The organism is Tenacibaculum haliotis, from assembly GCF_025215075.1.
Lineage (GTDB): Bacteria > Bacteroidota > Bacteroidia > Flavobacteriales > Flavobacteriaceae > Polaribacter > Polaribacter haliotis_B.
This window is the reverse complement of record NZ_JAOBTH010000027.1, coordinates 141,842-167,263: the sequence shown is the minus strand read 5'-3', so window position 1 is coordinate 167,263 and position 25,422 is coordinate 141,842. Positions and strand designations below refer to the sequence as shown.

Annotated in this window: 29 protein-coding genes; 20 read left to right on the top strand and 9 right to left on the bottom strand. The window is 31.9% G+C overall.

The window, feature by feature from the left end:
* Positions 1-37: 37 nt before the first annotated feature.
* Complete coding sequence (locus N2251_RS08400; protein ID WP_260586300.1) at positions 38-1,087, bottom strand: branched-chain amino acid aminotransferase; 1,050 nt, start codon at positions 1,085-1,087, stop codon at positions 38-40.
* 119 nt (positions 1,088-1,206) lie between these two features.
* Between N2251_RS08400 and N2251_RS08395 the strand changes: the two genes are divergently transcribed.
* From N2251_RS08395 to N2251_RS08380, 4 genes are read left to right on the top strand one after another with little or no spacing between them, the layout of a single operon-like run.
* Entirely contained in the window at positions 1,207-1,704 is a 498-nt protein-coding gene (locus N2251_RS08395; protein WP_260586299.1) for a DUF4920 domain-containing protein, read from the top strand.
* A gap of 10 nt (positions 1,705-1,714) precedes the next feature.
* Positions 1,715-2,374 (top strand): tRNA (5-methylaminomethyl-2-thiouridine)(34)-methyltransferase MnmC2, encoded by a 660-nt coding sequence (gene mnmC2, locus N2251_RS08390; protein WP_260586496.1) that lies wholly within the window; start codon positions 1,715-1,717, stop codon positions 2,372-2,374.
* 32 nt (positions 2,375-2,406) lie between these two features.
* Positions 2,407-2,538, top strand: coding sequence for a hypothetical protein (locus tag N2251_RS08385; protein ID WP_260586298.1), 132 nt, complete (start codon positions 2,407-2,409; stop codon positions 2,536-2,538).
* Positions 2,539-3,258, top strand: coding sequence for a tRNA1(Val) (adenine(37)-N6)-methyltransferase (locus tag N2251_RS08380; protein ID WP_260586297.1), 720 nt, complete (start codon positions 2,539-2,541; stop codon positions 3,256-3,258).
* Between the two features lie 9 nt (positions 3,259-3,267).
* Here the strand turns inward: N2251_RS08380 and N2251_RS08375 are convergent, their stop codons facing one another.
* Positions 3,268-4,119, bottom strand: a complete 852-nt coding sequence (locus N2251_RS08375) for an alpha/beta fold hydrolase (RefSeq protein WP_260586296.1) — start codon at positions 4,117-4,119, stop codon at positions 3,268-3,270.
* A 251-nt stretch (positions 4,120-4,370) separates the two neighbouring features.
* A complete protein-coding gene (locus N2251_RS08370) occupies positions 4,371-5,735 on the bottom strand; it encodes a saccharopine dehydrogenase family protein (RefSeq protein WP_260586295.1) in 1,365 nt (454 codons plus the stop codon).
* 80 nt (positions 5,736-5,815) lie between these two features.
* On the opposite strand from N2251_RS08370, the gene N2251_RS08365 reads away from it, so the two are divergent.
* The 16 genes from N2251_RS08365 to N2251_RS08290 all read left to right on the top strand — a co-directional run bounded on the left by N2251_RS08365 (position 5,816) and on the right by N2251_RS08290 (position 20,194).
* Positions 5,816-6,193, top strand: coding sequence for a DUF423 domain-containing protein (locus tag N2251_RS08365; RefSeq protein WP_260586294.1), 378 nt, complete (start codon positions 5,816-5,818; stop codon positions 6,191-6,193).
* 90 nt (positions 6,194-6,283) lie between these two features.
* Complete coding sequence (gene pckA, locus N2251_RS08360; protein ID WP_260586293.1) at positions 6,284-7,894, top strand: phosphoenolpyruvate carboxykinase (ATP); 1,611 nt, start codon at positions 6,284-6,286, stop codon at positions 7,892-7,894.
* Positions 7,895-7,970: 76 nt separating this feature from the next.
* Positions 7,971-9,593: an adenine deaminase gene (ade, locus tag N2251_RS08355; RefSeq protein WP_260586292.1), complete on the top strand. Its 1,623-nt coding sequence runs from the start codon at positions 7,971-7,973 to the stop codon at positions 9,591-9,593.
* Between the two features lie 60 nt (positions 9,594-9,653).
* Complete coding sequence (ruvC, locus tag N2251_RS08350) at positions 9,654-10,208, top strand: crossover junction endodeoxyribonuclease RuvC (RefSeq protein ID WP_260586291.1); 555 nt, start codon at positions 9,654-9,656, stop codon at positions 10,206-10,208.
* Between the two features lie 6 nt (positions 10,209-10,214).
* On the top strand, positions 10,215-11,345 hold the full coding sequence (gene hemW / locus N2251_RS08345) for a radical SAM family heme chaperone HemW (protein ID WP_260586290.1): 1,131 nt from the start codon (positions 10,215-10,217) through the stop codon (positions 11,343-11,345).
* Between the two features lie 7 nt (positions 11,346-11,352).
* Entirely contained in the window at positions 11,353-12,102 is a 750-nt protein-coding gene (locus N2251_RS08340) for a cyclase family protein (protein ID WP_260586289.1), read from the top strand.
* 342 nt (positions 12,103-12,444) lie between these two features.
* A complete protein-coding gene (locus N2251_RS08335) occupies positions 12,445-13,656 on the top strand; it encodes an MDR family MFS transporter (RefSeq protein ID WP_260586288.1) in 1,212 nt (403 codons plus the stop codon).
* Entirely contained in the window at positions 13,653-14,030 is a 378-nt protein-coding gene (locus N2251_RS08330; RefSeq protein WP_260586287.1) for a VOC family protein, read from the top strand. Before N2251_RS08335 ends, N2251_RS08330 begins: the two co-directional genes overlap by 4 nt.
* 45 nt (positions 14,031-14,075) lie before the next feature.
* The gene (locus N2251_RS08325) at positions 14,076-14,402 is read left to right on the top strand and encodes a nucleotide pyrophosphohydrolase (protein WP_218771382.1); all 327 of its coding nucleotides are present in this window, start codon (positions 14,076-14,078) and stop codon (positions 14,400-14,402) included.
* Positions 14,402-14,650, top strand: coding sequence for a hypothetical protein (locus tag N2251_RS08320; RefSeq protein ID WP_260586286.1), 249 nt, complete (start codon positions 14,402-14,404; stop codon positions 14,648-14,650). Before N2251_RS08325 ends, N2251_RS08320 begins: the two co-directional genes overlap by 1 nt.
* Before the next feature lie 2 nt (positions 14,651-14,652).
* Positions 14,653-14,925 (top strand): hypothetical protein, encoded by a 273-nt coding sequence (locus tag N2251_RS08315; protein WP_260586285.1) that lies wholly within the window; start codon positions 14,653-14,655, stop codon positions 14,923-14,925.
* 66 nt (positions 14,926-14,991) lie between these two features.
* Complete coding sequence (locus N2251_RS08310) at positions 14,992-16,224, top strand: 3-phosphoshikimate 1-carboxyvinyltransferase (RefSeq protein WP_260586284.1); 1,233 nt, start codon at positions 14,992-14,994, stop codon at positions 16,222-16,224.
* Between the two features lie 64 nt (positions 16,225-16,288).
* Entirely contained in the window at positions 16,289-17,338 is a 1,050-nt protein-coding gene (gene queA / locus N2251_RS08305; RefSeq protein WP_260586283.1) for a tRNA preQ1(34) S-adenosylmethionine ribosyltransferase-isomerase QueA, read from the top strand.
* 70 nt (positions 17,339-17,408) lie between these two features.
* The gene (gene rlmN / locus N2251_RS08300; RefSeq protein ID WP_260586282.1) at positions 17,409-18,449 is read left to right on the top strand and encodes a dual-specificity RNA methyltransferase RlmN; all 1,041 of its coding nucleotides are present in this window, start codon (positions 17,409-17,411) and stop codon (positions 18,447-18,449) included.
* The gene (locus N2251_RS08295; protein ID WP_260586281.1) at positions 18,449-19,192 is read left to right on the top strand and encodes a hypothetical protein; all 744 of its coding nucleotides are present in this window, start codon (positions 18,449-18,451) and stop codon (positions 19,190-19,192) included. Before rlmN ends, N2251_RS08295 begins: the two co-directional genes overlap by 1 nt.
* Before the next feature lie 24 nt (positions 19,193-19,216).
* Entirely contained in the window at positions 19,217-20,194 is a 978-nt protein-coding gene (locus tag N2251_RS08290) for a polyprenyl synthetase family protein (protein WP_260586280.1), read from the top strand.
* 139 nt (positions 20,195-20,333) lie between these two features.
* On the opposite strand, the gene groL is transcribed toward N2251_RS08290, so the two are convergent.
* The 6 genes from groL to N2251_RS08260 form a co-directional block, all read right to left on the bottom strand.
* Positions 20,334-21,962 (bottom strand): chaperonin GroEL, encoded by a 1,629-nt coding sequence (groL, locus tag N2251_RS08285; protein WP_260586279.1) that lies wholly within the window; start codon positions 21,960-21,962, stop codon positions 20,334-20,336.
* Positions 21,963-22,004: 42 nt separating this feature from the next.
* Positions 22,005-22,280, bottom strand: coding sequence for a co-chaperone GroES (locus N2251_RS08280; RefSeq protein ID WP_260586278.1), 276 nt, complete (start codon positions 22,278-22,280; stop codon positions 22,005-22,007).
* A 162-nt stretch (positions 22,281-22,442) separates the two neighbouring features.
* The gene (secG, locus tag N2251_RS08275; RefSeq protein WP_260586277.1) at positions 22,443-22,787 is read right to left on the bottom strand and encodes a preprotein translocase subunit SecG; all 345 of its coding nucleotides are present in this window, start codon (positions 22,785-22,787) and stop codon (positions 22,443-22,445) included.
* Entirely contained in the window at positions 22,787-23,524 is a 738-nt protein-coding gene (locus N2251_RS08270) for a DUF8458 domain-containing protein (RefSeq protein ID WP_260586276.1), read from the bottom strand. Before N2251_RS08270 ends, secG begins: the two co-directional genes overlap by 1 nt.
* Before the next feature lie 3 nt (positions 23,525-23,527).
* Positions 23,528-24,037: an LptE family protein gene (locus N2251_RS08265; RefSeq protein ID WP_260586275.1), complete on the bottom strand. Its 510-nt coding sequence runs from the start codon at positions 24,035-24,037 to the stop codon at positions 23,528-23,530.
* Positions 24,038-24,156: 119 nt separating this feature from the next.
* Entirely contained in the window at positions 24,157-25,386 is a 1,230-nt protein-coding gene (locus N2251_RS08260; protein ID WP_260586274.1) for a sigma 54-interacting transcriptional regulator, read from the bottom strand.
* Between the last annotated feature and the right edge of the window lie 36 nt (positions 25,387-25,422).

Sequence of the window (25,422 nt, the reverse complement as noted above, 5' to 3'; positions counted from 1 at the left end):
ATTTTGAATGACTAAGATAGTTTTTTTTTGATGAAACCTAAATTTTAACCCTCCAGTTATGTTTGTCTTCGGCCTTATTGTATTGTATATTCACTAGTTTTTCTTTGAAAAGAGTTGCATATGAGTCGTCAATTTCAGGTAATTCAAAAACATCTTCTTGATGTTTAAAACCTTTAATTGGGTTTATAACCGCCGCAGTACCCGATCCAAATATTTCTTTTAAATCCCCTAATCTAGCAGCTTCTTTAATTTCAGCTACTGATACTCTACGAATTTCAATGGCTATCTTATTATCTTCAGCAAGCTGAATGATAGATTTACGGGTAATTCCATCTAAAATACGATCATTGGTAGGTGTTGTAATTAATTTATCACCAACTCTAAAAAAGATATTCATGGTACCTGCCTCTTCTAAATATTCATGCGTATTAGCATCAGTCCAAATTATTTGTTGAAATCCTTTTTCGTTGGCTAAGCGCGTTGGGTGAAACTGAGCAGCATAATTACCAGCAGCTTTTGCATAACCAACACCACCATTAGCAGAACGACTATATTCTTCAGCAAACAATACTCTAACCTCACCAGCATAATATGATTGTGCTGGTGAACAAATAATAATAAATTTATATTCTTCAGCAGGTGAAGCTGCAATAGCACCTTCGGTAGCAATAATAAAAGGACGTATGTAAAGAGAATTTCCCAATCCTTTTTTGATCCATTCTTTATCTAAATTCAATAATTTCTCTAATCCTTCAAAAAACACCTCTTTAGGTACAGCGGGCATTGCTAAACGTTCTGCAGATACATTTATTCTCGTATGATTGTCTTCAGGTCTAAACAAGAAAACAGCATCATTATCATCTTTAAATGCTTTCATACCTTCAAAAACAGCCTGTCCGTAATGAAAAACTCTAGCCGATGGCTCAAACTGCATAGGACCGTAAGGCTTAATTGTTGGGTTTTTCCATTCACCGTCAGCGAAATCACATACAAACATATGGTCTGTAAAAGTGCGACCAAAAGCTAGGTTGTTAAAATCTACTGAATCAATTTTTGATTGTGCTACTTGTTGAATATTTAAGTCCATAAAATACTGGTTTATCAGTGTTACAAAGGTACAAAAAGTAGCTGTATAAAGATTTGTTAATAGAAGTACTTCATAAATTATAATTATATTTGCTATATATTAACTTTAACCTTTTGATAATGAAAAGAATACTAATTTGTTGCCTGTTTTTAAGCGTACTAATGGTTGCTTGTAAAACAGAAAAGAAAGAAGAAACGAAAGAAAATGTGACACCAAAAATTGAATTTACTTCATTTGGGGAAAAGATAGAAAGTACAAATGCGCTTTCTGAAACTCAAATGTCTGATAAATTTGATGGATTAAAAATTGGAGATACGATAAACGTAAAGTTTGCTTCTAAAATAGGTGAGGTTTGTACTAAAAAAGGATGTTGGATGGTTTTGCCTGCGGCGGATAAAAAAACAATGGTTAAATTTAAAGATTATGGTTTTTTTATGCCATTAGATAGCCAAGGCAAAGAAGTAATTATTGAAGGTAAAGCTTTTGTAAAAGTAACTCCTATTGATGAATTACGCCATTACGCTGAAGATGCAGGGAAATCAAAAGAAGAAATTGAAAAAATTACTGAACCTAAAAAAGAATTTTCTTTTTTAGCACACGGAGTGTTAATGAAATAATTAATAGATTATTAAAAGAGAAATTATTATAACGTCCGATGGTTCTACAACGATCCATTTACCAGATTGGAATGAGCACTATCATTCTAAACACGGTGCAATACAAGAAGCATATCATGTTTTTATAAAAAGCGGGTTATCGTTACAAAATAAACCCAAAATTTCTATTTTAGAAATTGGTTTTGGTACAGGTTTAAACTGTTTTATCACTTTTTTGGAAAGTGATAAAACAGTTAATTATGTAGGTGTAGAAGCCTACCCAGTAGTAAGTGAAGAAGTAGCAAAGTTGAACTATGTTGTTGAGTTAAAGGCAACAAGTAAACAAGCAGTTTTCGATAAGATGCATTCGCTATCTTGGGAAGAGAAACATCAAATAACTAAAAACTTTTATTTAACAAAGCGTCAACAGTTTTTTAAAGATATAGAAGATAAAAAAGCATTTGATTTAGTGTATTTTGATGCATTCGGAGCAGAACATCAACCTGATTTATGGACAGAAGATATCTTTAAACGGATGTTTGAAGCTTTAAAAGAAAACGGAATCTTAGTTACTTATTCAGCAAAAGGAAGTGTGCGTAGAGCAATGCAAGCTGTCGGTTTTACTGTTGAGCGTTTGCCTGGTCCTCCCGGAAAAAGAGAAATGCTGCGAGCTATAAAACCTGTAAATTAAAATTATTTTGTTCATCATAAAATATAATAAAAATGAAATTTAAAAGACGTTTTGGTAATAAAAAAGAAACAAAGCCAAAGAAAGGATTGTACTTAATAGCAGTGCTAGTTGTTGTTTTGTACTTGTTTTTTAATGCAGATAAAATAATCGGAAGATTTTTCTAAATGAAACCATTTCAATTTAAAGAGTTTACTGTAAACCAGGATAAAACAGCCATGAAAATTGGTACTGATGCTGTTTTGTTAGGAGCTTGGTGTTCTTTAGGAGAATATCCGGATACCCTTTTAGATATCGGTTCTGGTACAGGTGTTATTTCGCTAATGTTAGCGCAGCGAAGTGATGCTATGACTGTTGATGCTGTTGAAATTGATGAAGATGCTTATGAGCAAACGGTAGAAAATTTTGAGCAATCAGATTGGGGAGATCGATTGTTTTGCTACAATGCTTCTTTTAATGAATTTGCTAAAGAGATGGCAGAAGAGGAAGAGCAATACGATGTTATAGTTTCTAATCCACCATTTTATACTGATAATTTTGAGACTGAGAATGAAGCTCGTAATAAAGCACGCTTTACCTCGTCATTATCTTTTGAAGAATTAATAATAGGGGTTTCAAAAATTTTATCAAAAAAAGGAATATTCTCTGTTATTATTCCTTTTAAGGAAGAAGAGAACTTTGTGAAGTTAGCGAATACTAATAATTTGTTCTTAAATAAAGTTTGCCATGTAAAAGGCAATAAAAACACCAAAATAAAAAGAAGTTTATTAGCGTTTTCTTTTGAAGAAAAAGAGATTGAAAAAGAAAATTTAGTTATAGAAGAAGAAAGGCATCAGTATACTGATGCCTATGTGAATCTTACCAAAAATTTTTATTTAAAAATGTAATTTTTACAGTTAGTTTTTATCACTGTAATCAAAATCGCTTGCTAAAAATTTCTCCGCTATTTCGTTAAAGTTTTTTGCGCTATTACGAGGTATTCCGTGATTAGCACCAGGAACGATACATAATTGAGACTTTTTAATATTATCAAAAATTTCAACAGCATGTTGGTTTTTAATAATATCTCTATCTCCAATTGTAATTAATACAGGTGCGTTTATTTTTTGTAAATCGGCATGACTTATATCTGGTTGGTTTAAAAGTAGTTCATCTAATTTTAATTCTTTTTTCCAGTCTTTAGAAGTATCACCTTTTTTAATCATTTTTAATGTTTGAGCGTGCATATCTTTAACTTGCTGAATTGCCCAGTCGTTAACCGCAGTATTGTCGAATCTTAAATTCGGCCCCATGGTAACGATTTTATTAATTTTCACTTTATTTCTGATACCCATTTTTAACCCAATGATACCACCATCACTCCAACCAAGAATGTTTATTGAAGGTAAATTTAAATGTTTTGTAAGTTTTTCTAGATCTTTTGCCATTTGAAGATAGGTTAAAGATCTTGTTTTTAATTCAGATTTACCTTGCCCTCTACTATCAGCAACAATTACTCTATATTTATCTTTAAAGTAGTCAATTTGATACTCCATCGCCTTAATATCTGTACCACAACTGTGTATTATTAATAGTGGTTCTCCTTTTCCGTACTGTTCATAATAAATTTTAGCACCATTTATTTTAACATATTTTCCAACAGCTTTATTGTTTCCGTAAGGAGTTTTAAAATTGGCTTGAGCAGTGGTAGTATTGGATTGGAAAAATAAAAGAAAGAAAGTGATTAAAAAAAAGACTGATTTTTTCATTGTTGATTTTTAAAATTTAACTAAATAGTGTTAAGGATGTGATACTGTTTTAATTAGTAAAAATCGGGGGCTGCAAAACTAACTTTAAATTATTTAAAAATCAAGCTATATTTACTCTTTAAAAAAAAAGAGATATATAAAAAAGGCATCAATAAATTGATGCCTTTTTTATATTATGAAATAGTAGTTTACTATGTTGTAACTTATCTAAGTTATTAGAAAATAAATTTAGAATTAAGTTAAATATATTGCTATAAAGTTTCTGAGTTATAACCTAAATACGGTACTTTTTTCTCTACAAAAGTGATTCCATATTCTTCCAATTCCTTTAAAATAGGTGCATACACTTCTTTGGTAATTGGTAACTGAACACCAGGGGTTGTAATATTGCCATTTAAAATACGTAAAGTAGCCATTGCTACAGGTAAACCAACAGTTTTTGCCATTGCAGTATACGTTTGATCATCGCCTTTAATAACCATGCTGCTTTCTATTTGATGCTTTTCTTGCTTGTCTTCGTACCCAAATTTATGATGCATTACAATCATATCTTTATCATCAGCTTCAAGTGTCCATTTTTCTGACAATATTTCTTGTAATATCTCAGCAGGAGTTGCATTTGCAAGACTTATTTTTTTATCAGCATTAAAAATATCTAATTCTAAAAATTTATCCCACATAATATCATCTTGATCTATTTTTAGATAAGAGCGGAATTTTAATTCTACAGAATCAGTAGGAGAATATGCTAAAAATAAGTTAGTAAAATCACGGTAACTTAAGTTTTTAGAATTTTCAATAGTATAAGAGTCATCTGTCATTCCTAATTGAACAAAAACATTCCAAGCTCTAGAAAAACCAACCTTTCTAATCGTACCTCTGTACATTGTTGGTACGTTTTCTAAATTATAGATGCTTCTATATTTTAAAGAATCGCGATTTGCATAGCCTTCAAATTTACCATAACCATCAATATTTAAAAATTCGGTTCTTCTAAAAAGTTTGTGATAAGGTATGTATTTATACGTGTTTTCTTGAATAAACATGGCAGCGCCACCCTGGCCAGCTAATACAACATTTCTTGGATTCCATGTAAATTTGTAATTCCATAAATTAGTATCGCTCTCAGGAGCAACCAATCCACCAGTAAAAGATTCGAAAAGTAACATTTTAGCACCTTTGTCATGAATTTTATCAATAATTTGCATTGCGCTCATGTGGTCTATTCCTGGGTCTAAGCCAATTTCATTCATAAACACTAAACCTTTCGTTTTTGCTTGCTCGTCTAAAGCTTTCATTTCGTCAGAAACATAAGAAGCTGTAACCATGTGTTTATTATAATTTATACAATCTTTGGCAACTTCAATATGAAAACGAGCAGGGAGCATTGAAATAACAATATCAGCTTTTTTTACAGCTTCCGTACGTTGCGCTGTATTAAAAACATCTAGCTCTATTGCAGTCGCATTTTTATGGTTATTAATTATTGATGTTGCATTTTCAATAGAAACATCACCAATAGTTAGGTGTAGGTTTTCAGATGTAGATTTATCTAATAAATATTTTATAAGAGACGAGCAAGATCTACCTGCTCCAATAATTAATATATTTCTCATTTATAATGTACTTTAGTTGTCTTAAAATTTGAAGTCACAATATCGTTAAAAAAGTTTAAAATTAAACAAAAACACTATAAATGTATAAAAATTTAACAATAACAGCTGTGTTAGGAATTATCGCAGTTGTTTTAGGAGCCTTCGGAGCCCATGCTTTGAAATCAAAATTAAGTCCAGCAGCAATGCAAAGTTTTGAAACAGCAGTGAGATATCAATTTTTACATGTTTTACTCTTACTTTTTGTAAATACATTTAAAGAATTTAATTTAAAACAAAAGAATAGTATTAGTTTTTTATTAATAGGCGGGATTATTTTATTTTCAGGATCAATTTATATGATACACTTAGTAGGAGTACCGGCTAAGTCGATTTGGTTTGTAACTCCACTAGGAGGGTTGTTGTTAATAATAGGTTGGTCTTTGATGGCTTTTCGGTTCTTAAAAAAAGTTATTAAGTAATAATAGTTGATAAAATATTTCAATGATTAATCAGTTTAATCAAAAAGCACTATTTTTGTGTGAAATTAAACACAACTAAATTAATTTAAGATGACAAATATTGATACGAAAACGATATCGTTAGATAACTTAGGAATTAAGGATGCTACGGTTCGTTATCAATTAACTTCAGACGAATTACACAACATAACAATTGAGAAAAAACAAGGAGTAAATAGTAGTTCAGGAGCGTTAGCTGTTGAAACAGGCGAATTTACTGGGCGTTCACCAATGGACCGCTTTATTGTTAAAGATGCTATAACAAAAGATGAAGTTTGGTGGGGGGATGTAAATTTACCTTTCGATTCAGATAAATTTGATAAGTTATATAATAAGGTAACGGATTATCTTTCTAATAAAGAAATATTTGTACGTGATAGTTATGCTTGTGCAGACGCAGATTACAAATTAAATATTAGAGTAGTTAACGAATATCCTTGGAGTAACATGTTTGCATATAACATGTTTTTACGCCCAACTGCTGAAGAATTAAAAGATTTTTCTCCAGAATGGACTGTAATTAATGCACCAGGTTTTATGGCAGATCCAAAAGTTGACGGAACACGTCAGCATAACTTTGCTATTTTAAACTTCGAAAAAAAGATTGCTTTAATTGGTGGAACAGGTTATACAGGTGAAATTAAAAAAGGAATTTTTTCTGCATTAAACTTTATTTTACCGGTGTTTAAAAACACCTTACCAATGCATTGTTCTGCAAATATTGGTAAAGAAGGTGATACGGCTATTTTCTTCGGATTATCAGGTACGGGAAAAACAACATTATCTACAGATCCAAATCGTAGTTTGATTGGTGATGATGAACATGGTTGGACTTCTGAAAACACTGTTTTCAATTTTGAAGGTGGTTGTTACGCAAAAGTAATTGATCTTTCTAAAGATAAAGAACCAGAGATTTACGCAGCTATTAAAAGAGGAGCAATCCTTGAAAATGTTGTGATGGATGCTAAAGGAGATGTAGATTTTCACGATACATCAATTACACAAAACACGCGTGTAAGTTACCCGATACATCATATCGAAAATATTCAAACACCATCAATAGGAAAAAATCCTAAAAACATATTTTTCTTAACGGCTGATGCTTTCGGTGTATTGCCTCCAATATCTAGGTTAACACCAGGTCAGGCAGCATACCATTTTATATCAGGTTATACAGCTAAAGTAGCAGGTACAGAAGCGGGAGTTACAGAACCATTACCAAGTTTTTCAGCATGTTTCGGAGCGCCATTTATGCCTTTACATCCAACTCGTTATGCAGAAATGTTAAGCGAAAAAATGAAAGAAACAGGGGTAAATGTTTGGTTGATAAATACTGGTTGGACAGCAGGTCCTTACGGAATTGGTCATAGAATGAAGTTGAAATATACACGTGCCATGATTAACGCTGCATTAAGCGGAGCTTTAGGTGATGTAAACGAAGAAAACTACCACACACATTCAGTATTTGGTTTAGCACAACCAAGAAAATGTCCAGGAGTTCCTTCAGAAATGTTAAGCCAACGACAAGCTTGGAATAACGATGAAGAGTACTATAAAACAGCACATAAATTAGCAGATTCATTTAGAGAAAACTTTAAGAAGTTTGAAGAAAATGCAAATGCTGAAATTTTAGCAGGTGGACCACCAAATGTTAAAAAATAAATAGTAAAAAGCATCCGAAAGGATGCTTTTTTTATGTGTAAATACTACCTATTTTTGTAGCTTTAAAACCAATAGCATGATTGTACAAGGAAATATAGTAGACATACAAAACAAACGAATCTATAAAGGAGAAGTTGAGGTTGTAAACGGAAAAATAACAGTAATTAGAGAAGTTAATCACGCTGTCGACAATTATATTCTTCCAGGTTTTGTAGATGCGCATATTCATATTGAAAGTTCAATGTTAGTGCCTTCAGAATTTGCTAAAATAGCAGTTATTCATGGTACGGTTGCAACTGTTTCTGATCCGCATGAAATAGCAAATGTATTAGGTGTAAAAGGTGTTGAGTTTATGATTGAAAACGGAAAAAAAGTTCCGTTAAAATTTAATTTTGGTGCACCAAGTTGTGTACCTGCAACATCTTTTGAAAGTGCAGGGGCAATTATCGATTCTGAAGATATTAAATTGATGCTAGAAAACCCTGATATTAAGTATTTAGCAGAAATGATGAATTACCCTGGAGTTTTATTTGATGATGAAGAGGTTTTAAAAAAGATTCAGCATGCAAAAAATAATAACAAACCTATTGACGGTCATGCACCAGGTTTAAGAGGCGATGATGTTACAAAATATATATCGGCAGGAATTTCTACCGACCACGAATGTTTTACTTATGATGAGGCTTTAGAGAAACTTCAAAAAGGAATGAAAGTAATTATTCGTGAAGGAAGTGCGGCTAAAAATTTCGAAGCATTGATTGATTTATTGCCTGATCATTTCGAAAATATGATGTTTTGCTCTGATGATAAGCATCCGGATGATTTATTGTTAGGTCATTTAAATGAGTTATGTGAGCGTGCGGTAGCAAAAGGAATAGATGTTTTTAAAGTATTACAAGCGGCTTGTATAAATCCTGTAAAACACTATAATTTAGATGTTGGTTTGTTAGAACAAGGAGATGATGCAGATTTTATTGTTGTTGAAGATTTAGAGAAGTTTAAAGTTTTACAAACATATATAAACGGTGAATTGGTTGCTGAAAACGGAAAGTCGTTTGTAAAGTCAGTTCCTTTTAAAGTGTTGAATAATTTTAATACAGATAAAAAAGAAGTAGTTGATTTTGAATTTAAATCTACTGCTGCAAAAATTAGAGTTATTGAAGCATTAGATGGTGAATTGGTAACGAATGAAGTTAAAGCGGATGTTTTGATTAAAAATGGAAATTTAGTTTCTAATACAGAAACTGATGTATTAAAAATGACGGTTGTGAATCGTTATAAAAATGCTGATCCATCAATAGCTTTTATTAAAAATTTCGGGTTAAAAGAAGGTGCTATTGCTAGTTCGGTTGGGCACGATTCTCATAATATAATAGCAGTCGGAGTTTCTGATGAAGCTATATGTAAGGCCGTAAATTTATTAATAGCTAATAAAGGCGGAGTTTGTGCTGTTTCAGCATCCGAAGAAAAAATAGTTTCGTTACCTGTTGCGGGAATCATGTCTGATAAACCCGCTGAAGAAATAGGTAAAGCGTATGCCGCGTTAGATGAAATGGCTAAACAAATGGGAAGTAAATTACGAGCACCTTATATGAGCTTGTCTTTTATGGCATTGTTGGTAATACCGGCATTAAAATTATCTGATAAAGGATTGTTTGACGGAAATATTTTTAAGTTTACTTCATTGGAAGTTCAGTAAAATACTACTTAATAAAAATCATTATTTAATTGATTAGTTTAGCTTTATAGAAATTAAAATTTGAAGACAGAGAAAATTATTTTAGGAATTGATCCCGGAACTTCTATTATGGGATTCGGAATTATAAAAGTGGTAGGAAAAAAAATGGAATTCGTTCAGATGAATGAATTGATTTTAAAAAAATACGACGATCATTATTTAAAACTAAAGTTAATTTTTGAACGTACGATTGAATTAATAGATACTTATAAACCTGATGAAGTAGCTTTAGAAGCACCTTTTTTTGGTAAAAATGTACAATCGATGTTAAAGCTTGGGCGTGCACAAGGAGTTGCGATGGCAGCAGCATTGTCGCGTGAAATACCAGTTACAGAATATGCTCCGCTAAAAATTAAAATGGCAATAACTGGTAACGGAAAATCTAGTAAAGAGCAAGTAGCACTAATGTTAAAATCTTTATTAAATTTAAAAACCTTGCCTAAAAATTTAGATGCAACTGATGGATTAGCAGCCGCGGTTTGTCATCACTATAATTCAGGAAGAGTTGTAGGTGGTAAAAATTATACCGGTTGGGCAAGTTTTGTAAAGCAAAACGAAAAAAGAGTTAAAAAGTAATTTAATTTGGCAGGAATCTATCTACACATACCGTTTTGTAAGCAAGCATGTTTTTATTGCGATTTTCATTTTTCTACTTCTTTAAAAAGGAAAGATGATTTGGTTTTATGCATGGTAAAAGAGCTTGAAATACGTAAAGAAGAATTAGAAAACGAAACCATAGAAACTATCTATTTTGGTGGCGGAACCCCGTCTTTATTATCAAAAGAAGAAATAGAAACGTTGTTAGATGCTATTCATCAAAATTATAAAGTAATAGAAAATCCAGAAATTACTTTAGAAGCCAACCCTGATGATTTATCCGAAGCTAAAATTTTAGAATTAGCAGAATCACCTATAAACAGATTAAGTATTGGCGTGCAATCTTTTTTTGAAGAAGATTTAAAAAGCATGAATCGTGCACATAATTCAAAAGAAGCTAGAGATTGCCTATCTGCTGCCATTGGCAGCTTTGATAATATTACAGTCGATTTAATTTATGGTGTTCCGAATATGAGTAACGAACGTTGGAAAGAGAATTTACAAATAGCGTTCGATTTTGGCGTGAATCATATTTCAAGTTACGCATTAACAGTTGAGCCTAAAACGGTGTTAGATAGTTTTGTGAAAAACGGAAAATATCCCGCACCCGATGAAACTGTTGCAAAAGAACATTTTGATATTTTAGTAGCAGAAACTGCCAAAAACGGATTTATACATTACGAAATTTCAAATTTTGGAAAACCAGCTTATTTTTCGAAACATAATACAAGTTATTGGTTGGGTAAAAAATACATTGGTATTGGTCCATCTGCACATTCGTTTAGTAAAACACATCGTAGTTGGAATGTTGCCAACAATGCAAAATATATAAAGGAACTTCAGCAAGGTAACCTCCCTAATGAAATAGAAGAATTATCAAAAGAAGATCAGTTTAACGAATATTTAATGACAGGCTTACGAACAATTTGGGGTGTTTCATTAAATGAGGTTGATGAAGATTTTAAAGAGCAATTATTAATTTCATCACAAAAATTTATAGAGGAAGGTTTGCTAGAAATTAGTGTCACTTCGAGCGGAGTCGAGAAGTTAAAAACAACTCCAAAAGGAAAGTTTTTGGCAGACGGTTTAGCTTCAGAATTATTTATAATTAAATAAGAAAAACATGATTGCAGAGATACATCATAATTCGAAAAAATATCAAATAGATTTATCAGAACCGTTAGATATTTCTATTTCAATAGATGTTTTAAAAGAAAATATAAATGCATGGTATGTTGGTGAACCAGAAATTAAGCCAGTAAAAGAAGGTGATTGGATTGGAAGCGTTTCTAAAGGAGCAGATGTTAATTTTAACAATATTTCTTTTAATCCGCATGCGCACATAACACATACCGAGTGTGTTGGGCATATTACAAAACAAATACACTCGGTAAATAAAAACTTACAAACATTTTTCTTCTTAGCTGAGGTGGTAACAGTAATGCCGAAGGAAATAAAAAATGGAGATTTTGTTATTACCAAAGAACAGTTAGAAAAGATTTTAAAAGGAAAAGAAAGCGAAGCAGTTGTTATTAGAACTTTACCAAATTCTGATAAAAAAACAAGCACTCGTTATTCAAATACAAACCCGCCTTACTTATTAGAAGCAGCCGCTTCTTATTTGAAAGAAATAGGAATAAAACATTTGTTAATAGATTTACCTTCGGTAGATAAAGAAAAAGATGAAGGGAAGTTGTTAGCACATAATGCTTTTTGGAATACCGCAAATGAAATTCGTTTTGAAGCAACGATTACAGAGTTTGTTTACGTGAAAAATTCAATAAAAGACGGAGCCTATTTTTTAAATTTAATGATTGCTCCTTTTGAGAATGATGCCACTCCAAGTAAGCCTATTTTGTATAAAATTCAATAGAAATAAATTTACAATAGTTGTTAGTTCGAGCAGAGTCGAGAATTACTTTGAAGTGAACAAGTAATTAGGAGTGATTTATTTAGAATCAATATGAAATAAGGTTTTAAAATAGTGTTTTGTAAAACCTATTTCTTTTTTTTATAGTTTTACGCTTCAATTAATACTAAAATGACAAATTTTAATACATATAAGCAATGTAAATGGACCGTGAGATACGGTACCTGTCGGGCTATTTATGTATTATGATTATTTAAATATAAAATATATCAATTATAAAAAGTCCGACTTCACAGTCGGACTTTTTATTTTTATATCAAACTCAAAACAACTAAACCACAGATTATGAAAAAACTATATTTTAATTATATCGAGACTTTTAAAGGGCTCTCTACCGAAGTTTGGTGGCTCGCTTTAATCACCTTAATAAATAGAGCGGGTACAATGGTAATTCCTTTTTTGTCAATTTATTTATCAGAAAAACTAGAATTTTCGAAGCCTGATATTGGTTGGATTATGACTTGTTTTGGTTTAGGTTCTGTTATTGGTTCTTGGTTAGGCGGAAAGTTAACCGATAAAATAGGCTCGTATAAAGTAATGAAAACAAGCTTGTTTTTAACAGGTTTACTCTTTTTAGCATTACAATTTGTAACTACTTTTTATGGTTTTTGTATTGGTATTTTCTTTGTAATGTTAGTTGCAGATACTTTTAGACCTGCAATGTTTGTTGCTTTAAGTGCTTACAGTAAGCCTGAAAATAAAACACGTTCGGTAACACTTATTCGTTTGGCAATAAATTTAGGTTTTTCTGCAGGACCAGCAGTTGGAGGAATTATTATTACTTCTTTAAGTTATAATGGACTGTTTTGGGTTGATGGTATTACGTGTATTTTGGCTACTTTTTTATTAATGAATGTATTGAATCCTAAAAAAGCAAAAACATTAGATGAATTAAAAGTAGAGAACCCTGTTTCTGTGTTTTCAGATAAGGCTTTTTGGGTGTTTTTTGTAGCGATGTTTATCTTCGGATTTGTGTTTTTACAGTATTTTTCAACAATTCCGTTGTATTATAAAGATGCTCATTATTTATCTGAATTAGAGATTGGTTTGTTAATGGGGATGAATGGTTTTTTAATCTTTTTATTAGAAATGCCATTAATTAAGTGGTTAGAAGAAAGTAAATATTCAAAAGAACGCTTAATGTTTGTAGGTTTGTTTTTAACAGGAATAAGTTTTTTAGTACTAAACTTAACAGGTTGGGTAGGTGTTTTAATTATCGGAATGTTGTTTATGACAATAGGAGAAATGATTGCTTTTCCGTTTTCGAATGCTTTTGTAATGGAGCGCGCAAAAAAAGGAAATCAAGGAGAATATATGGCGTATTATAGTATTGCTTTTTCGTTGGCACATATTTTTGGTCATAATTCAGGAATGCAGTTAGTAGCTGCTTTGGGGTTTGATAAAACTTGGTGGATTATAACAATTATGACTATAATAGGTTTGTTTTTCTTATGGATGTTATCTAGAGTAGTTAAAAAAGAAAAGGTTGTAGCATGAATTTAAATCAAGTTACAATTCCGTCTTTAGATGTTGAAAAAGCAACGCTTTTTTACCAAAAACTAGGTTTACATCTTATTGTAAATGCAAAACCTAGGTATGTCCGTTTTGAAGTACCAGAAGGTGAAGCTACTTTTTCAATTCATTTGGTAGATGCGTTGCCTAAAGAGAACGGTGTTGTTGTTTATTTTGAAGATGAAAATTTAGATGAGTTGGTAAAGAATCTTCAAGAAAAAGGTATTGTATTTTCACAATTACCAAAAGACGAAAGTTGGTTGTGGCGAGAAGCACATTTGTTAGATCCTGATGGAAATAAGATTGTTTTGTTTAAAGCAGGAAAGAATAGAAAAAATCCGCCATGGCGAATTAATTAGCCCAAAAGAAATATTTATATTTGAATTTTAAATGATGAAGTAAAAATGAATATACAAGACGCTCAAAAAGAAGTTGATAATTGGATTAAAAATCATGGAGTTCGTTATTTTAACGAATTAACAAACATGGCGCAATTAACAGAAGAAGTAGGAGAAGTAGCAAGGATTATTGCACGTCGTTATGGCGAACAAAGTGAAAAAGAGAGCGATAAAAATAAAGATTTAGGTGAGGAATTAGCAGATGTTATGTTTGTAGTATTGTGTTTAGCAAACCAAACCGGAATTAACCTTCAAGAAGCTTTTGATAAAAAATTAGATATAAAAACAAAACGCGATCACGATCGTCATCATAACAACGAAAAATTAAAATAATGAGTTTTAGTAAAAATAGTAAACAATCTTTATTTTGGATTAATGTATTAAAATTGGCCATTTTTCTGATTATAATAATCTCGTTATTTTCTGTAATTTTTAAAACAGGAGGCGCACTTTTTTCAGGAGATTTTGAAACCGTTTATAATTTTCACTTTGCAAATAAATTATGGATGCGTTTTTTCTTACCCAAAGTTGTAGTGAGTATTTTATATGCTGTTTATGTGGTAAATAAAAGAATGAAGTAAAAATGAATGTTAAAAAAATAGAGGATAAACTAACCAAAAACATCAATGAAGAAACCGAATTGATAAACAAAATATCAATTTTAAAATACATTGTTGTTTATGTTCCTTTGTTATTTTTAATGTTTGTAACAACAAATTTTATAGGAAGTTTGTTTTTTGAATCAATGAGTTTTGATTGGAGACAAATTTTAATTCAAGCCATCTTTTTTTCAATTTTCTTTAGAGTTTTTCACGCTGTAAGAAAAGGATGGAATAATGCATGGAAAAATAAATAATATGAATGTCTAATTCAATATCAAAACGTCATTCTGAATCGATATAACATAAGGAAGTCTACATAAATGAACTTACAACTAGCAACAAAAAAAGCCTCTAAAATTAATACTGAAGTAACTATTTCGGGTTCAAAAAGTGAATCTAACAGGTTATTAATTTTACAGCAATTATATCCGAATATTAGCATTCATAATTTATCAGACTCTGATGATACGCATCATTTACAAGAAGCATTGTCGTCGGAAAATGAAATTGCAGATATTGGTCACGCTGGTACAGCAATGCGTTTTTTAACTGCTTTTTTTGCTAGTAAAAAAGGTGCAGTAAAAGTGTTACAAGGGTCAGACAGAATGCATAATCGACCGATTGAAATATTAGTAAATGCTCTTCGTGACTTAGGTGCCGATATTGAGTATTTAGAAAAAGACGGATATCCGCCAATTAAAATTACAGGAAAAGAATTATTGATAACTAAAGTTGCTATTGATGGCAATGTAAGTAGTCAGTATATTTCGGCTTTAATGTTAATTGCATCAAGTTTAAAAAACGGATTAGTAATTGAATTAAAAGGTAATATTACTTCTGTTCCGTATATAAAAATGACATTAACTTTGTTACATCAAATAGGTGTTTCTGCAAGTTTTGAGGGGAGTGTTATCACTATTAAAAATCAACCTGAAGTATCTGCTCAGGATATCGTAGTAGAATCAGATTGGAGTTCTGCATCTTATTTTTATTCGCTAATTGCATTGAGTGAAATAGGATCGTCAGTGAAATTATCAGCCTATAAAAAAGATAGTTTACAGGGTGATAATTGCTTAGCAAGAATTTATAATCATTTTGGAGTTGTAACTACGTTTCAAGAAAATACCATTGTTTTAACGAAAGAAGCAATACATAATACTGCTATTTTAAACGAAGATTTAAAAAATGCGCCAGATATTGCTCAGACGATTACAGTAACTTGTTTTGGATTAGGAGTTGCTTGTGATTTATCAGGATTACATACCTTAAAAATAAAAGAAACCGATCGATTAGAAGCTTTAAAAGCAGAATTAACTAAGTTAGGGGCAAATATTAGTATAACTAATCAAAGTTTGCATTTAAAGGTTGCAAATAGCATCAATAAAAATATAAATATAGCCACTTATAACGATCATAGAATGGCAATGGCATTTACACCACTAGCATTAAAAACAAGTATTGAAATTTTAGATGCAGAAGTAGTTACGAAATCGTACCGTAATTTTTGGAAAGATATGCAACAAGTAGGAATAGAAATGATTAAAGGAAAATAAAAGCCGAATTGCTTGACAAGGCCTATGTCGAGATTGTATATTTGCGCATAGGAAAAAAAGATTTATGAAGTTATCGAATTTTAGTTTTGAATTACCAGATGAATTATTAGCAGAATATCCATCAGAGCATAGAGATGAAGCACGTTTAATGGTGTTGCACAGAGATACTCAAAAAATTGAACATAAATTATTTAAAGATTTAATCAATTATTTTGATGAAGGAGATGTAATGATGTTAAACAATACAAAGGTTTTTCCTGCTCGTATGTACGGGAATAAAGAAAAAACTGGCGCACGTATTGAAGTATTTTTATTACGTGAGTTAAATGCTGAAAATCGTTTGTGGGATGTATTAGTAGATCCAGCAAGAAAGATTAGAATCGGAAACAAGTTGTTTTTTGGTGATGACGAAAGTTTAGTAGCTGAGGTTATTGATAATACAACATCTCGTGGTAGAACTTTACGTTTCTTATACGACGGGCCTTACGAAGAGTTTAGAGAAAAATTAGTAAAGTTAGGTGAAACACCATTGCCTAAATATATAAAGCGTGAGGTAGAGGCAACAGATGAAGATCGTTACCAAACAATTTATGCAAAACATGAAGGAGCTGTAGCAGCACCAGCAGCAGGATTACATTTTTCTAAACACTTAATGAAGCGTTTAGAAATTAAAGGAATAGATTTTGCTGAAACTACGTTACATGTAGGTTTAGGAACTTTTAATCCGGTTGAGGTAGAAGATTTATCGAAGCATAAAATGGACTCTGAAAAGATTAACGTAACGCAAGCGACTGCAGATATGGTAAACGATGCTTTAGCTAAAAAGAAAAGAGTTTGTGCTGTTGGAACAACTGTAATGAGAGCAACAGAATCTGCAATTACTTCTAAACGTAAGTTAAAGGAATTTGATGGTTGGACAAATAAATTTATATTTCCTCCATTTGATTTTAGTGTTGCAAACTGTATGATTACAAATTTTCATACACCAAAATCAACCTTAATGATGACTGTTTCTGCTTTTGCAGGACACGACTTTATGATGGAAGCATATGAAGAGGCAATTAAAGAGAAATATAAATTTCACTCGTACGGAGACGCGATGTTGATTTTATAATACTATAGATTTAAACGAATTATAAAACCTCACAAGATTACTTGTGAGGTTTTGTGTATTTTTGCACCCAATGGAAATTAAGAAAAAAGACATACGCGCATTAACAAAAGAACAATTACGTAATTTTTTTGTAGCAAACGGAGATAAGGCATTTCGTGGTAATCAGATATATGAATGGCTGTGGAGTAAATCGGCACATTCATTTGATGATATGACCAATTTATCGAAAGATACTCGTAAAATGCTAGACGAAAACTTTGTAATTAACCACATTCAGGTTGATAATATGCAGCGTAGTAAAGACGGAACTGTAAAAAATGCAGTTCGTTTACACGATGGTTTAGTGGTAGAGTCGGTTTTAATACCAACAAAAACACGAACAACTGCTTGTGTATCTAGCCAAGTTGGTTGTAGTTTAGATTGTCGTTTTTGCGCAACATCTCGTTTAAAAAGAATGCGAAACTTAAATCCAGATGAGATTTACGATCAAGTAGCAGCCATCAATAAAGAAAGCTTGTTGTACTATGATAGAAAGCTTTCTAATATTGTTTTTATGGGGATGGGAGAACCTTTGATGAATTACAACAACGTAATTAAATCGATCGATAAAATTACGTCTCCAGAAGGTTTAGGAATGTCTCCTAAACGTATTACGGTTTCTACATCAGGCGTGCCTAAAATAATTAAGAAAATGGCAGATGATGAGGTTAAATTTAATTTAGCTGTTTCATTACACTCTGCTATTGATGAGGTTCGTACATCTATCATGCCATTTAATGCTACTTTTCCGTTAAAAGACTTAAAAGAAGCGTTAGAATATTGGTACGAGAAAACCGAGAGAATGATTACGTACGAATATGTAGTTTGGGGAGGAATTAACGATAAAAGAGAGGATATTAATGCCTTAATTCAATTTTGTAAATACGTTCCTTGTAAGGTTAATTTAATAGAATATAATCCTATTGATGATGGTGAGTTTCAACAAGCAAGTCCAGAAGCAATCAACAATTATATATCGAATTTAGAAATGCATGATATTACCGTAAACGTTCGTCGTTCACGCGGAAAAGATATCGACGCAGCTTGTGGTCAATTAGCTAATAAATCGTAATGAATTTATCTAAAACCCTTTTTGGTCAAACTTTTAAAACGTTAGGTTTATTAGTTTTTTTTATTGCTGTAGGATTGTATTTTGATAGTAAGTATTTTGTAGCTTATACTGAATATGCTCAGTGGATTTCAACAGCTATAATGTGTATCGTTTTGCTTTACTTATATTTTGCAGCTACAGCAAGAGTTAAAGAACAAATAATTTATGCAGTACTAATCGCAATTATTGGAGAATATTTCTTTTCAATAGTATTGGGGATGTATACTTACAGATTAGAAAATGTACCGCATTATGTACCGCCAGGACACGCCGTTGTTTTTTTAGGAGTTTATTATTTTAGCAGGAAATCGAAAGTTAAAAAATATCGAGAGAAGATTGAGAAAGTGTTTTCTGTAATAATATTAATTTTTGCCACCTACTTTTTAATAGCTAAAAACGATGTGTTTGGCTTTGGTTTAACATTGTTGGTTTTTTATTTTTTAAGAAAACACCCAAATGAACGATTATTTTATTTAGCAATGTATTTCGTAGTAGCCTGTTTAGAACTTATAGGAACTACTTACCAATGTTGGTGGTGGCCAACAACAGCGTTCGATACTTTTAGTTTTTTACCAAGTGCCAATCCACCAGCCGGAATTAGTTTTTTTTACTTCGGATTAGATAGAGGAACCATGTCTTTTTATAAAAGAAGACATAAATTAGCTTGGGCTAGATTAAAAAGAATTAGAGCTATTGAAAACTAAAAATTTTCTTACTTTTGATAAACAATGAAGCCAGTAGAACAAATTAAACTTCCCATTAAAAACGAGATGGAACTCTTTGAGACTAAGTTCAAAGATTCGATGTTGTCAAAGGTTCCTTTATTAAATAGAATTACGTATTATATTGTTCGTAGAAAAGGAAAACAAATGCGGCCGATGTTTGTTTTTTTAGTAGCCAAAATGGTTTCTGATGGTGGTTTTGACGAACGAACTTATCGAGGAGCTTCGGTAGTAGAATTAATTCACACCGCAACTTTAGTACATGATGATGTTGTAGACGATAGTAATCGTCGTCGTGGATTTTTCTCTGTAAATGCACTTTGGAAAAATAAAATAGCCGTTTTAGTAGGTGATTTTTTATTGTCAAAAGGGCTATTGCTTTCTATTGATAATGAAGATTTTGATATTCTTAAACTGATTTCTATCGCAGTGCGTGAAATGAGTGAAGGTGAATTATTACAGATAGAAAAAGCACGGAAACTAGATATTACCGAGGAAATATATTTTGAAATCATCCGACAGAAAACAGCAACCTTAATAGCTGCTTGTTGTGGTATTGGAGCAGCATCAGTAGGTGCAAGTAATGAAATAGTGCAGAAAATGCGAAAGTTTGGAGAATATATCGGAATCGCTTTTCAAATTAAAGATGATTTATTTGATTATACAGAAGACGAAATAGGGAAGCCAACCGGTATTGATATAAAGGAACAAAAAATGACATTGCCGTTAATTTATACCTTAAATAACTGTTCTAAAAAAGAAAAATCTTGGTTGATCAATTCTGTAAAAAAGCATAACACTAATAAAAAACGTGTAAAAGAAGTTATAGCTTTTGTGAACACAAATGGCGGCTTAGAGTATGCAACAACTAAAATGCATAGTTATAAAAATAAGGCATTAGCAATATTAAATAACTTCCCAGAATCAGCATATAAAAACTCCTTGCAACAAATGATAGATTATGTTGTAGAGCGTAAGATTTAAAATGGATTTACTTATTTCTACTAGCATTTCATTTAACCTAATTTATATAAGAGAATCAATCATAGTAAAAAGATATAAAAATAAAAACCTCGATAATTAATTATCGAGGTTTTTTATATCTGTCTGTAGCGACTCGCCACTACATCATTCCTGGCATCCCACCACCCATTGGAGGCATTGCAGGAGCATCTTCTTTAATATCAATTAAAGCACATTCGGTTGTTAAGATCATTCCAGCTACAGAAGCTGCATTTTCTAGCGCTACACGAGTTACTTTTTTAGGATCGATAATTCCAGCTTCTAGCATATCAACATATACTTCAGCTTTAGCATCATAACCAAAATCTTTTTTACCTTCTAATACTTTGTTAATAACAACAGATCCTTCGCCACCAGCGTTCTCAACAATTGTTCTTAAAGGTGCTTCAATAGCTTTGTTAACGATTTGTACACCTGTAGTTTCGTCTAAGTTTTCAGTAGCTAAAGCTTCTAATACTTTTTTAGTACGCACTAAGGCAACACCACCACCGGCAACAATACCTTCTTCTACAGCAGCACGAGTTGCGTGTAAAGCATCATCAACACGATCTTTCTTTTCTTTCATTTCTACTTCAGAAGCAGCACCAACGTATAAAACAGCAACACCACCGGCTAACTTCGCTAAACGCTCTTGTAATTTCTCACGATCGTAATCAGAAGTAGTCGTTTCAATTTGTGCTTTAATTTGGTTTACACGCCCTTTAATTAGTTCTTCATTACCAGCACCATTAACAATTGTAGTATTGTCTTTATCGATAGTAACAGTTTCAGCAGTTCCTAATAAATCCAAAGTAGCATTTTCTAAAGAAAAACCTCTTTCTTCAGAAATAACAGTTCCACCAGTTAAGATAGAAATATCTTCTAGCATTGCTTTTCTACGATCACCAAATCCTGGAGCTTTAACAGCAGCAATTTTTAAACCACCACGTAATTTATTAACTACTAAAGTAGCTAATGCTTGTCCGTCAACATCTTCAGCAATAATTAATAAAGGCCTTCCAGATTGAGAAACAGGTTCTAATATTGGAAGAATTTCTTGTAGGTTAGAGATTTTTTTATCAAATAATAAAATATATGGATTTTCTAAAGTAGCTACCATTTTATCAGCATCAGTAACAAAGTACGGAGATAAATATCCGCGGTCGAATTGCATTCCTTCCACAACGTCAACATACGTTTCCATTCCTTTTGCTTCTTCAACAGTAATAACTCCTTCTTTACCAACTTTACCAAAAGCGGTAGCAATTAAATCACCAATAACTTTATCGTTATTTGCTGAGATAGAAGCTACTTGTTGTATTTTTTCTGATGAATTACCAACTTCTTGAGATTGTTTTGCTAAATCAGCAGTAATAGCAGTAACGGCTTTGTCAATACCGCGCTTTAAATCCATAGGATTTGCACCAGCGGCAACATTTTTTAAACCTTCTTTTACAATAGCTTGTGCTAATACGGTTGCAGTTGTAGTTCCGTCACCAGCTAAATCGTTGGTTTTAGAAGCTACTTCTTTTACCATTTGAGCTCCCATATTCTCTAAAGAATCTTCTAACTCAATTTCTTTTGCTACGGTAACACCATCTTTAGTTACGTGTGGCGCACCGAAAGATTTAGAAATAATTACATTTCTTCCTTTAGGTCCTAAAGTTACTTTTACTGCATTTGCTAATGCATCTACTCCGCGTTTTAAACCATCGCGAGCGTCTACATCAAATTTTATATCTTTTGCCATTTTATGATCTTTTTTTTATTAATTATTAAGTGAGTGAAAAAATTATATGATAGCGAAAATATCGCTTTCTCTCATAATTAAATAATCACTTCCTTCATGTTTTAACTCTGTTCCAGCATACTTTCCGTATAAAACAGTATCACCAACTTTTACCGTTAAAGGCTCGTCTTTAGTTCCGTTTCCTATAGCAACAACAGTTCCTTTTTGTGGTTTTTCCTTCGCGTTATCTGGAATAATAAGTCCTGATGCTGTGGTAGTCTCTGCTGCAGCTGGTTCTACAAGAACTCTGTCTGCTAAAGGTTTAATATTTAATCCCATTTTATATAAGTTATGATTAAGTGTTTGTTTTTATGCTTTAAAAATAGTCAGAAATTATGCCATTAAAAATTATATGCCACTTTTTCTAAATCCATTAAATTGTATGTAAAAAAAATGCCAACGTGTCATTACGTTGGCATTTGATATTATATGTTGTTAAGATTAGTTTACACTATCTTTTGTAGTATCGTTTGTTGTAGGAACTGCAACAGGACTTGTAGCTTCTACGTTTTCTAAAGCGCTATCTAATTGAGGAGCATCAGCTGAGTTACCTCTAGGTATAGCGAAGTTTGCGATTAAAATTAAAGCAAACATTGCGATAGCTAAAGTCCAAGTAGATTTATCTAAAAAGCTATTTGTATTTTGTACGCCACCAATGTTTTGAGCGCTACCACCACCAAGAGCAGAAGATAATCCACCTCCTTTAGGGTTTTGCACCATTACAATTAAGATTAATGCTATTGCAACAATCAATATTAACACTAAAAGTAAAGTATACGTTGTCATTATTTATTTTTTTGTAAAATTTGTATTCTCTTAATTTGGTCTGCAAAGAAACCACTTTTTTCTGGATATTTCAAACTTAATATTTTATAAGCCTGTATTGCGCTGTCATATTTTTTTTGTTCAAGATACACCTTGGCTAAAGTCTCGGTTGCTAATTGCGATTTCTTTTTGCTTTTAACAGGCTTAATTTCAGTAGGATTCGTTTTACTTGGGCGTGTTATTTTGGGTGAGGATGCTATAAAACGATCGATGATATCTTTTTTAACTAAACTTTTTGCAGGAATGATTTTTTTAGGGTCTGGAGCTGTTTCTCTTATTATTGTGTTTTTAGAAGAAAGTTGCATCCATTGGTTAAAAGAAAATGATTCCTGCTTAGAGAAAGAAAGAGGTTTACCTATTGATAACTCTTCTTTAATTTTCGTTATCTCTTTTGTTTTTTTCTTTGGAAGAATAATTTCTCTTAAGCGTATTTTTTCTTCTTTTACAGTTGAATTTTCTTTAAATGTTTCTGAAGTAATAAAATCAAATAAAACAGTGCGATCTGTGGTATAAGCAGCGGTGTTTTTTAATTCGTTATTGTATTTAAAGCTGTGCTGACTTTTTAAAGTTTTTAATTGCAAAGCTCTTGCTGATTGAAAATAAGGATATTGTTGAATAACATTTTTTAGCTCAGCACTAATTTCCTGTGAAATAAGTACTGGTTTCTCTAAAATTTGTATGTAGTTTTTTTTATCCAATGATTACCATTTAGCAACTGATGCGTTGAAAATATCTTGTGTAATTCTCTCTAAAATTTCTTTTAAGGCACTGTCTAATACACCTCCTGATAATTGTTGCGTAGCACCATAATCAAAATAAAAAGAAAAGCGTTTTTCGAAATTATCTTTTTCTTCTAACTTATTTTCGTAAATAACATTTACCGAAATCGTTAAACGATTTTGTGCTGCTGTTTGATCGGCAGTTGCACTCATTGGTGTAATACGATAATCTACAATTTCACCGTAAAAATGTAAATCGCCACCTGCTTTTACTAAGGTTAAATTTGTTTGACGTGTAAATAAGTCTTGTAAATCTTGTGTGAATTTCTGACTTAATGTAGGTTCGATTAAAGGCGCCTGATTTTGGAAAAAATCAACTTGAATGGTTTTTGCTTTTCCTGTATTTCCACCTGTAAACGAATACGCTCCACAACTTATCATTAAAATTGTTGCGGCGATAGAAATTAATGTGATGTAAATAATTTTTCTCATTGTTTTAAGCGTATTGTCACTTTGTTTTTTGAATTGAAACGGTAGCGAAAAATAAAAAAAAGTATCGAGAAGTAATCGATTTTCGACCAAAAAACGAAAGTACTCGAACAGTTGTTTTTTTATAAATCGTATTGTTTTATTTTTCGGTATAGAGTTCGTTCAGAAATCCCTAGTTCTTTAGCTGCTAATTTACGTTTGTTACTGTTTTTTTCTAAAGATTTACGTATCATTTCAATTTCTTTTTCTTGTAAAGATAAATTTTCGTCTTCTTCAATCGTTTCAGCATACTCGTAATTGTTTTGAGTAGCGGATGATTGCGGAATTTGAACAACTTCAATATTTTGATCTTCTGGTTGTTCTTGTTTTTGATAGATTCTTTCTATCAATCCATGATTTTCTTCTTTAACTTGTTCTGCATCTCCATTTTGCATTAAATCTAACGTCAATTTTTTTAAATCATTGATGTCATTACGCATATCAAACAAGATTTTATACATAATATCTCGTTCGTTGGCAAAATCAGAATTGCTAGATTTTTGCCCTATTACCGCAGGGAAATTCCCATTGTTTTTCGGGAGATATTGTATCAATTTTTCGGCAGTGATTAAGCGACTTTCTTCAACAACAGAAATTTGTTCTGCTAAGTTTCTTAATTGACGAATGTTACCCGGAAAACGATAATTCAATAATATTTTTGTGGCATTATCATCTAAGCGAATTGTTGGCATTCGGTATTTTTGTGCAAAATCTGAAGCAAATTTTCGAAACAATAAATGAATATCTTCGTTACGATCGCGTAAAGCTGGTAAATCGATTTCAATAGTGCTTAAACGATAATATAAATCTTCTCTAAATCTTTCTTTAGAAATAGCTTGTTGCATGTTTACATTGGTAGCCGCAACAATACGAACATCGGTTTTTTGTACTTGTGATGATCCTACTTTTATAAATTCACCATTTTCTAAAACACGTAATAAACGTACTTGTGTTGTTAATGGCAATTCACCTACTTCATCTAAAAAAATGGTTCCGCCATCGGCAACTTCAAAATACCCTTTACGAGCAGTTGTAGCTCCTGTAAAAGCACCTTTTTCGTGTCCGAATAATTCACTGTCAATTGTTCCTTCAGGAATAGCACCACAGTTAACCGCAATATACTTTGCGTGCTTTCTGTGTGATAACTGATGAATTATTTTTGGGATATTTTCTTTACCTACACCACTTTCTCCGGTAACTAAAACTGAAATATCAGTAGGAGCCACACGAATAGATTTTTCGATAGCGCGGTTTAATTGTGTGTCGTTACCGATAATTCCAAAACGTTGTTTTATCGCTTGTAGGTTTTCCATATTTTTTCTTTAGAATAGAGAAAAAAGAATAGGGAG

What these genes read in the sequence shown, in the direction of transcription:
- N2251_RS08290 (WP_260586280.1), top strand. Translation starts at nt 19,217, where the DNA reads ATGAAGCCAGTAGAACAAATTAAACTTCCCATTAAAAACGAGATGGAA.
- N2251_RS08330 (WP_260586287.1), top strand. Translation starts at nt 13,653, where the DNA reads ATGAATTTAAATCAAGTTACAATTCCGTCTTTAGATGTTGAAAAAGCA.
- N2251_RS08265 (WP_260586275.1), bottom strand. Translation starts at nt 24,037, where the DNA reads ATGAGAAAAATTATTTACATCACATTAATTTCTATCGCCGCAACAATT.
- N2251_RS08325 (WP_218771382.1), top strand. Translation starts at nt 14,076, where the DNA reads ATGAATATACAAGACGCTCAAAAAGAAGTTGATAATTGGATTAAAAAT.
- N2251_RS08395 (WP_260586299.1), top strand. Translation starts at nt 1,207, where the DNA reads ATGAAAAGAATACTAATTTGTTGCCTGTTTTTAAGCGTACTAATGGTT.
- groL (WP_260586279.1), bottom strand. Translation starts at nt 21,962, where the DNA reads ATGGCAAAAGATATAAAATTTGATGTAGACGCTCGCGATGGTTTAAAA.
- pckA (WP_260586293.1), top strand. Translation starts at nt 6,284, where the DNA reads ATGACAAATATTGATACGAAAACGATATCGTTAGATAACTTAGGAATT.
- N2251_RS08370 (WP_260586295.1), bottom strand. Translation starts at nt 5,735, where the DNA reads ATGAGAAATATATTAATTATTGGAGCAGGTAGATCTTGCTCGTCTCTT.
- N2251_RS08365 (WP_260586294.1), top strand. Translation starts at nt 5,816, where the DNA reads ATGTATAAAAATTTAACAATAACAGCTGTGTTAGGAATTATCGCAGTT.
- N2251_RS08335 (WP_260586288.1), top strand. Translation starts at nt 12,445, where the DNA reads ATGAAAAAACTATATTTTAATTATATCGAGACTTTTAAAGGGCTCTCT.
- N2251_RS08320 (WP_260586286.1), top strand. Translation starts at nt 14,402, where the DNA reads ATGAGTTTTAGTAAAAATAGTAAACAATCTTTATTTTGGATTAATGTA.
- N2251_RS08260 (WP_260586274.1), bottom strand. Translation starts at nt 25,386, where the DNA reads ATGGAAAACCTACAAGCGATAAAACAACGTTTTGGAATTATCGGTAAC.
- ade (WP_260586292.1), top strand. Translation starts at nt 7,971, where the DNA reads ATGATTGTACAAGGAAATATAGTAGACATACAAAACAAACGAATCTAT.
- N2251_RS08295 (WP_260586281.1), top strand. Translation starts at nt 18,449, where the DNA reads ATGAATTTATCTAAAACCCTTTTTGGTCAAACTTTTAAAACGTTAGGT.
- N2251_RS08310 (WP_260586284.1), top strand. Translation starts at nt 14,992, where the DNA reads ATGAACTTACAACTAGCAACAAAAAAAGCCTCTAAAATTAATACTGAA.
- N2251_RS08380 (WP_260586297.1), top strand. Translation starts at nt 2,539, where the DNA reads ATGAAACCATTTCAATTTAAAGAGTTTACTGTAAACCAGGATAAAACA.
- rlmN (WP_260586282.1), top strand. Translation starts at nt 17,409, where the DNA reads ATGGAAATTAAGAAAAAAGACATACGCGCATTAACAAAAGAACAATTA.
- N2251_RS08280 (WP_260586278.1), bottom strand. Translation starts at nt 22,280, where the DNA reads ATGGGATTAAATATTAAACCTTTAGCAGACAGAGTTCTTGTAGAACCA.
- queA (WP_260586283.1), top strand. Translation starts at nt 16,289, where the DNA reads ATGAAGTTATCGAATTTTAGTTTTGAATTACCAGATGAATTATTAGCA.
- N2251_RS08340 (WP_260586289.1), top strand. Translation starts at nt 11,353, where the DNA reads ATGATTGCAGAGATACATCATAATTCGAAAAAATATCAAATAGATTTA.
- N2251_RS08375 (WP_260586296.1), bottom strand. Translation starts at nt 4,119, where the DNA reads ATGAAAAAATCAGTCTTTTTTTTAATCACTTTCTTTCTTTTATTTTTC.
- N2251_RS08315 (WP_260586285.1), top strand. Translation starts at nt 14,653, where the DNA reads ATGAATGTTAAAAAAATAGAGGATAAACTAACCAAAAACATCAATGAA.
- secG (WP_260586277.1), bottom strand. Translation starts at nt 22,787, where the DNA reads ATGACAACGTATACTTTACTTTTAGTGTTAATATTGATTGTTGCAATA.
- N2251_RS08400 (WP_260586300.1), bottom strand. Translation starts at nt 1,087, where the DNA reads ATGGACTTAAATATTCAACAAGTAGCACAATCAAAAATTGATTCAGTA.
- N2251_RS08385 (WP_260586298.1), top strand. Translation starts at nt 2,407, where the DNA reads ATGAAATTTAAAAGACGTTTTGGTAATAAAAAAGAAACAAAGCCAAAG.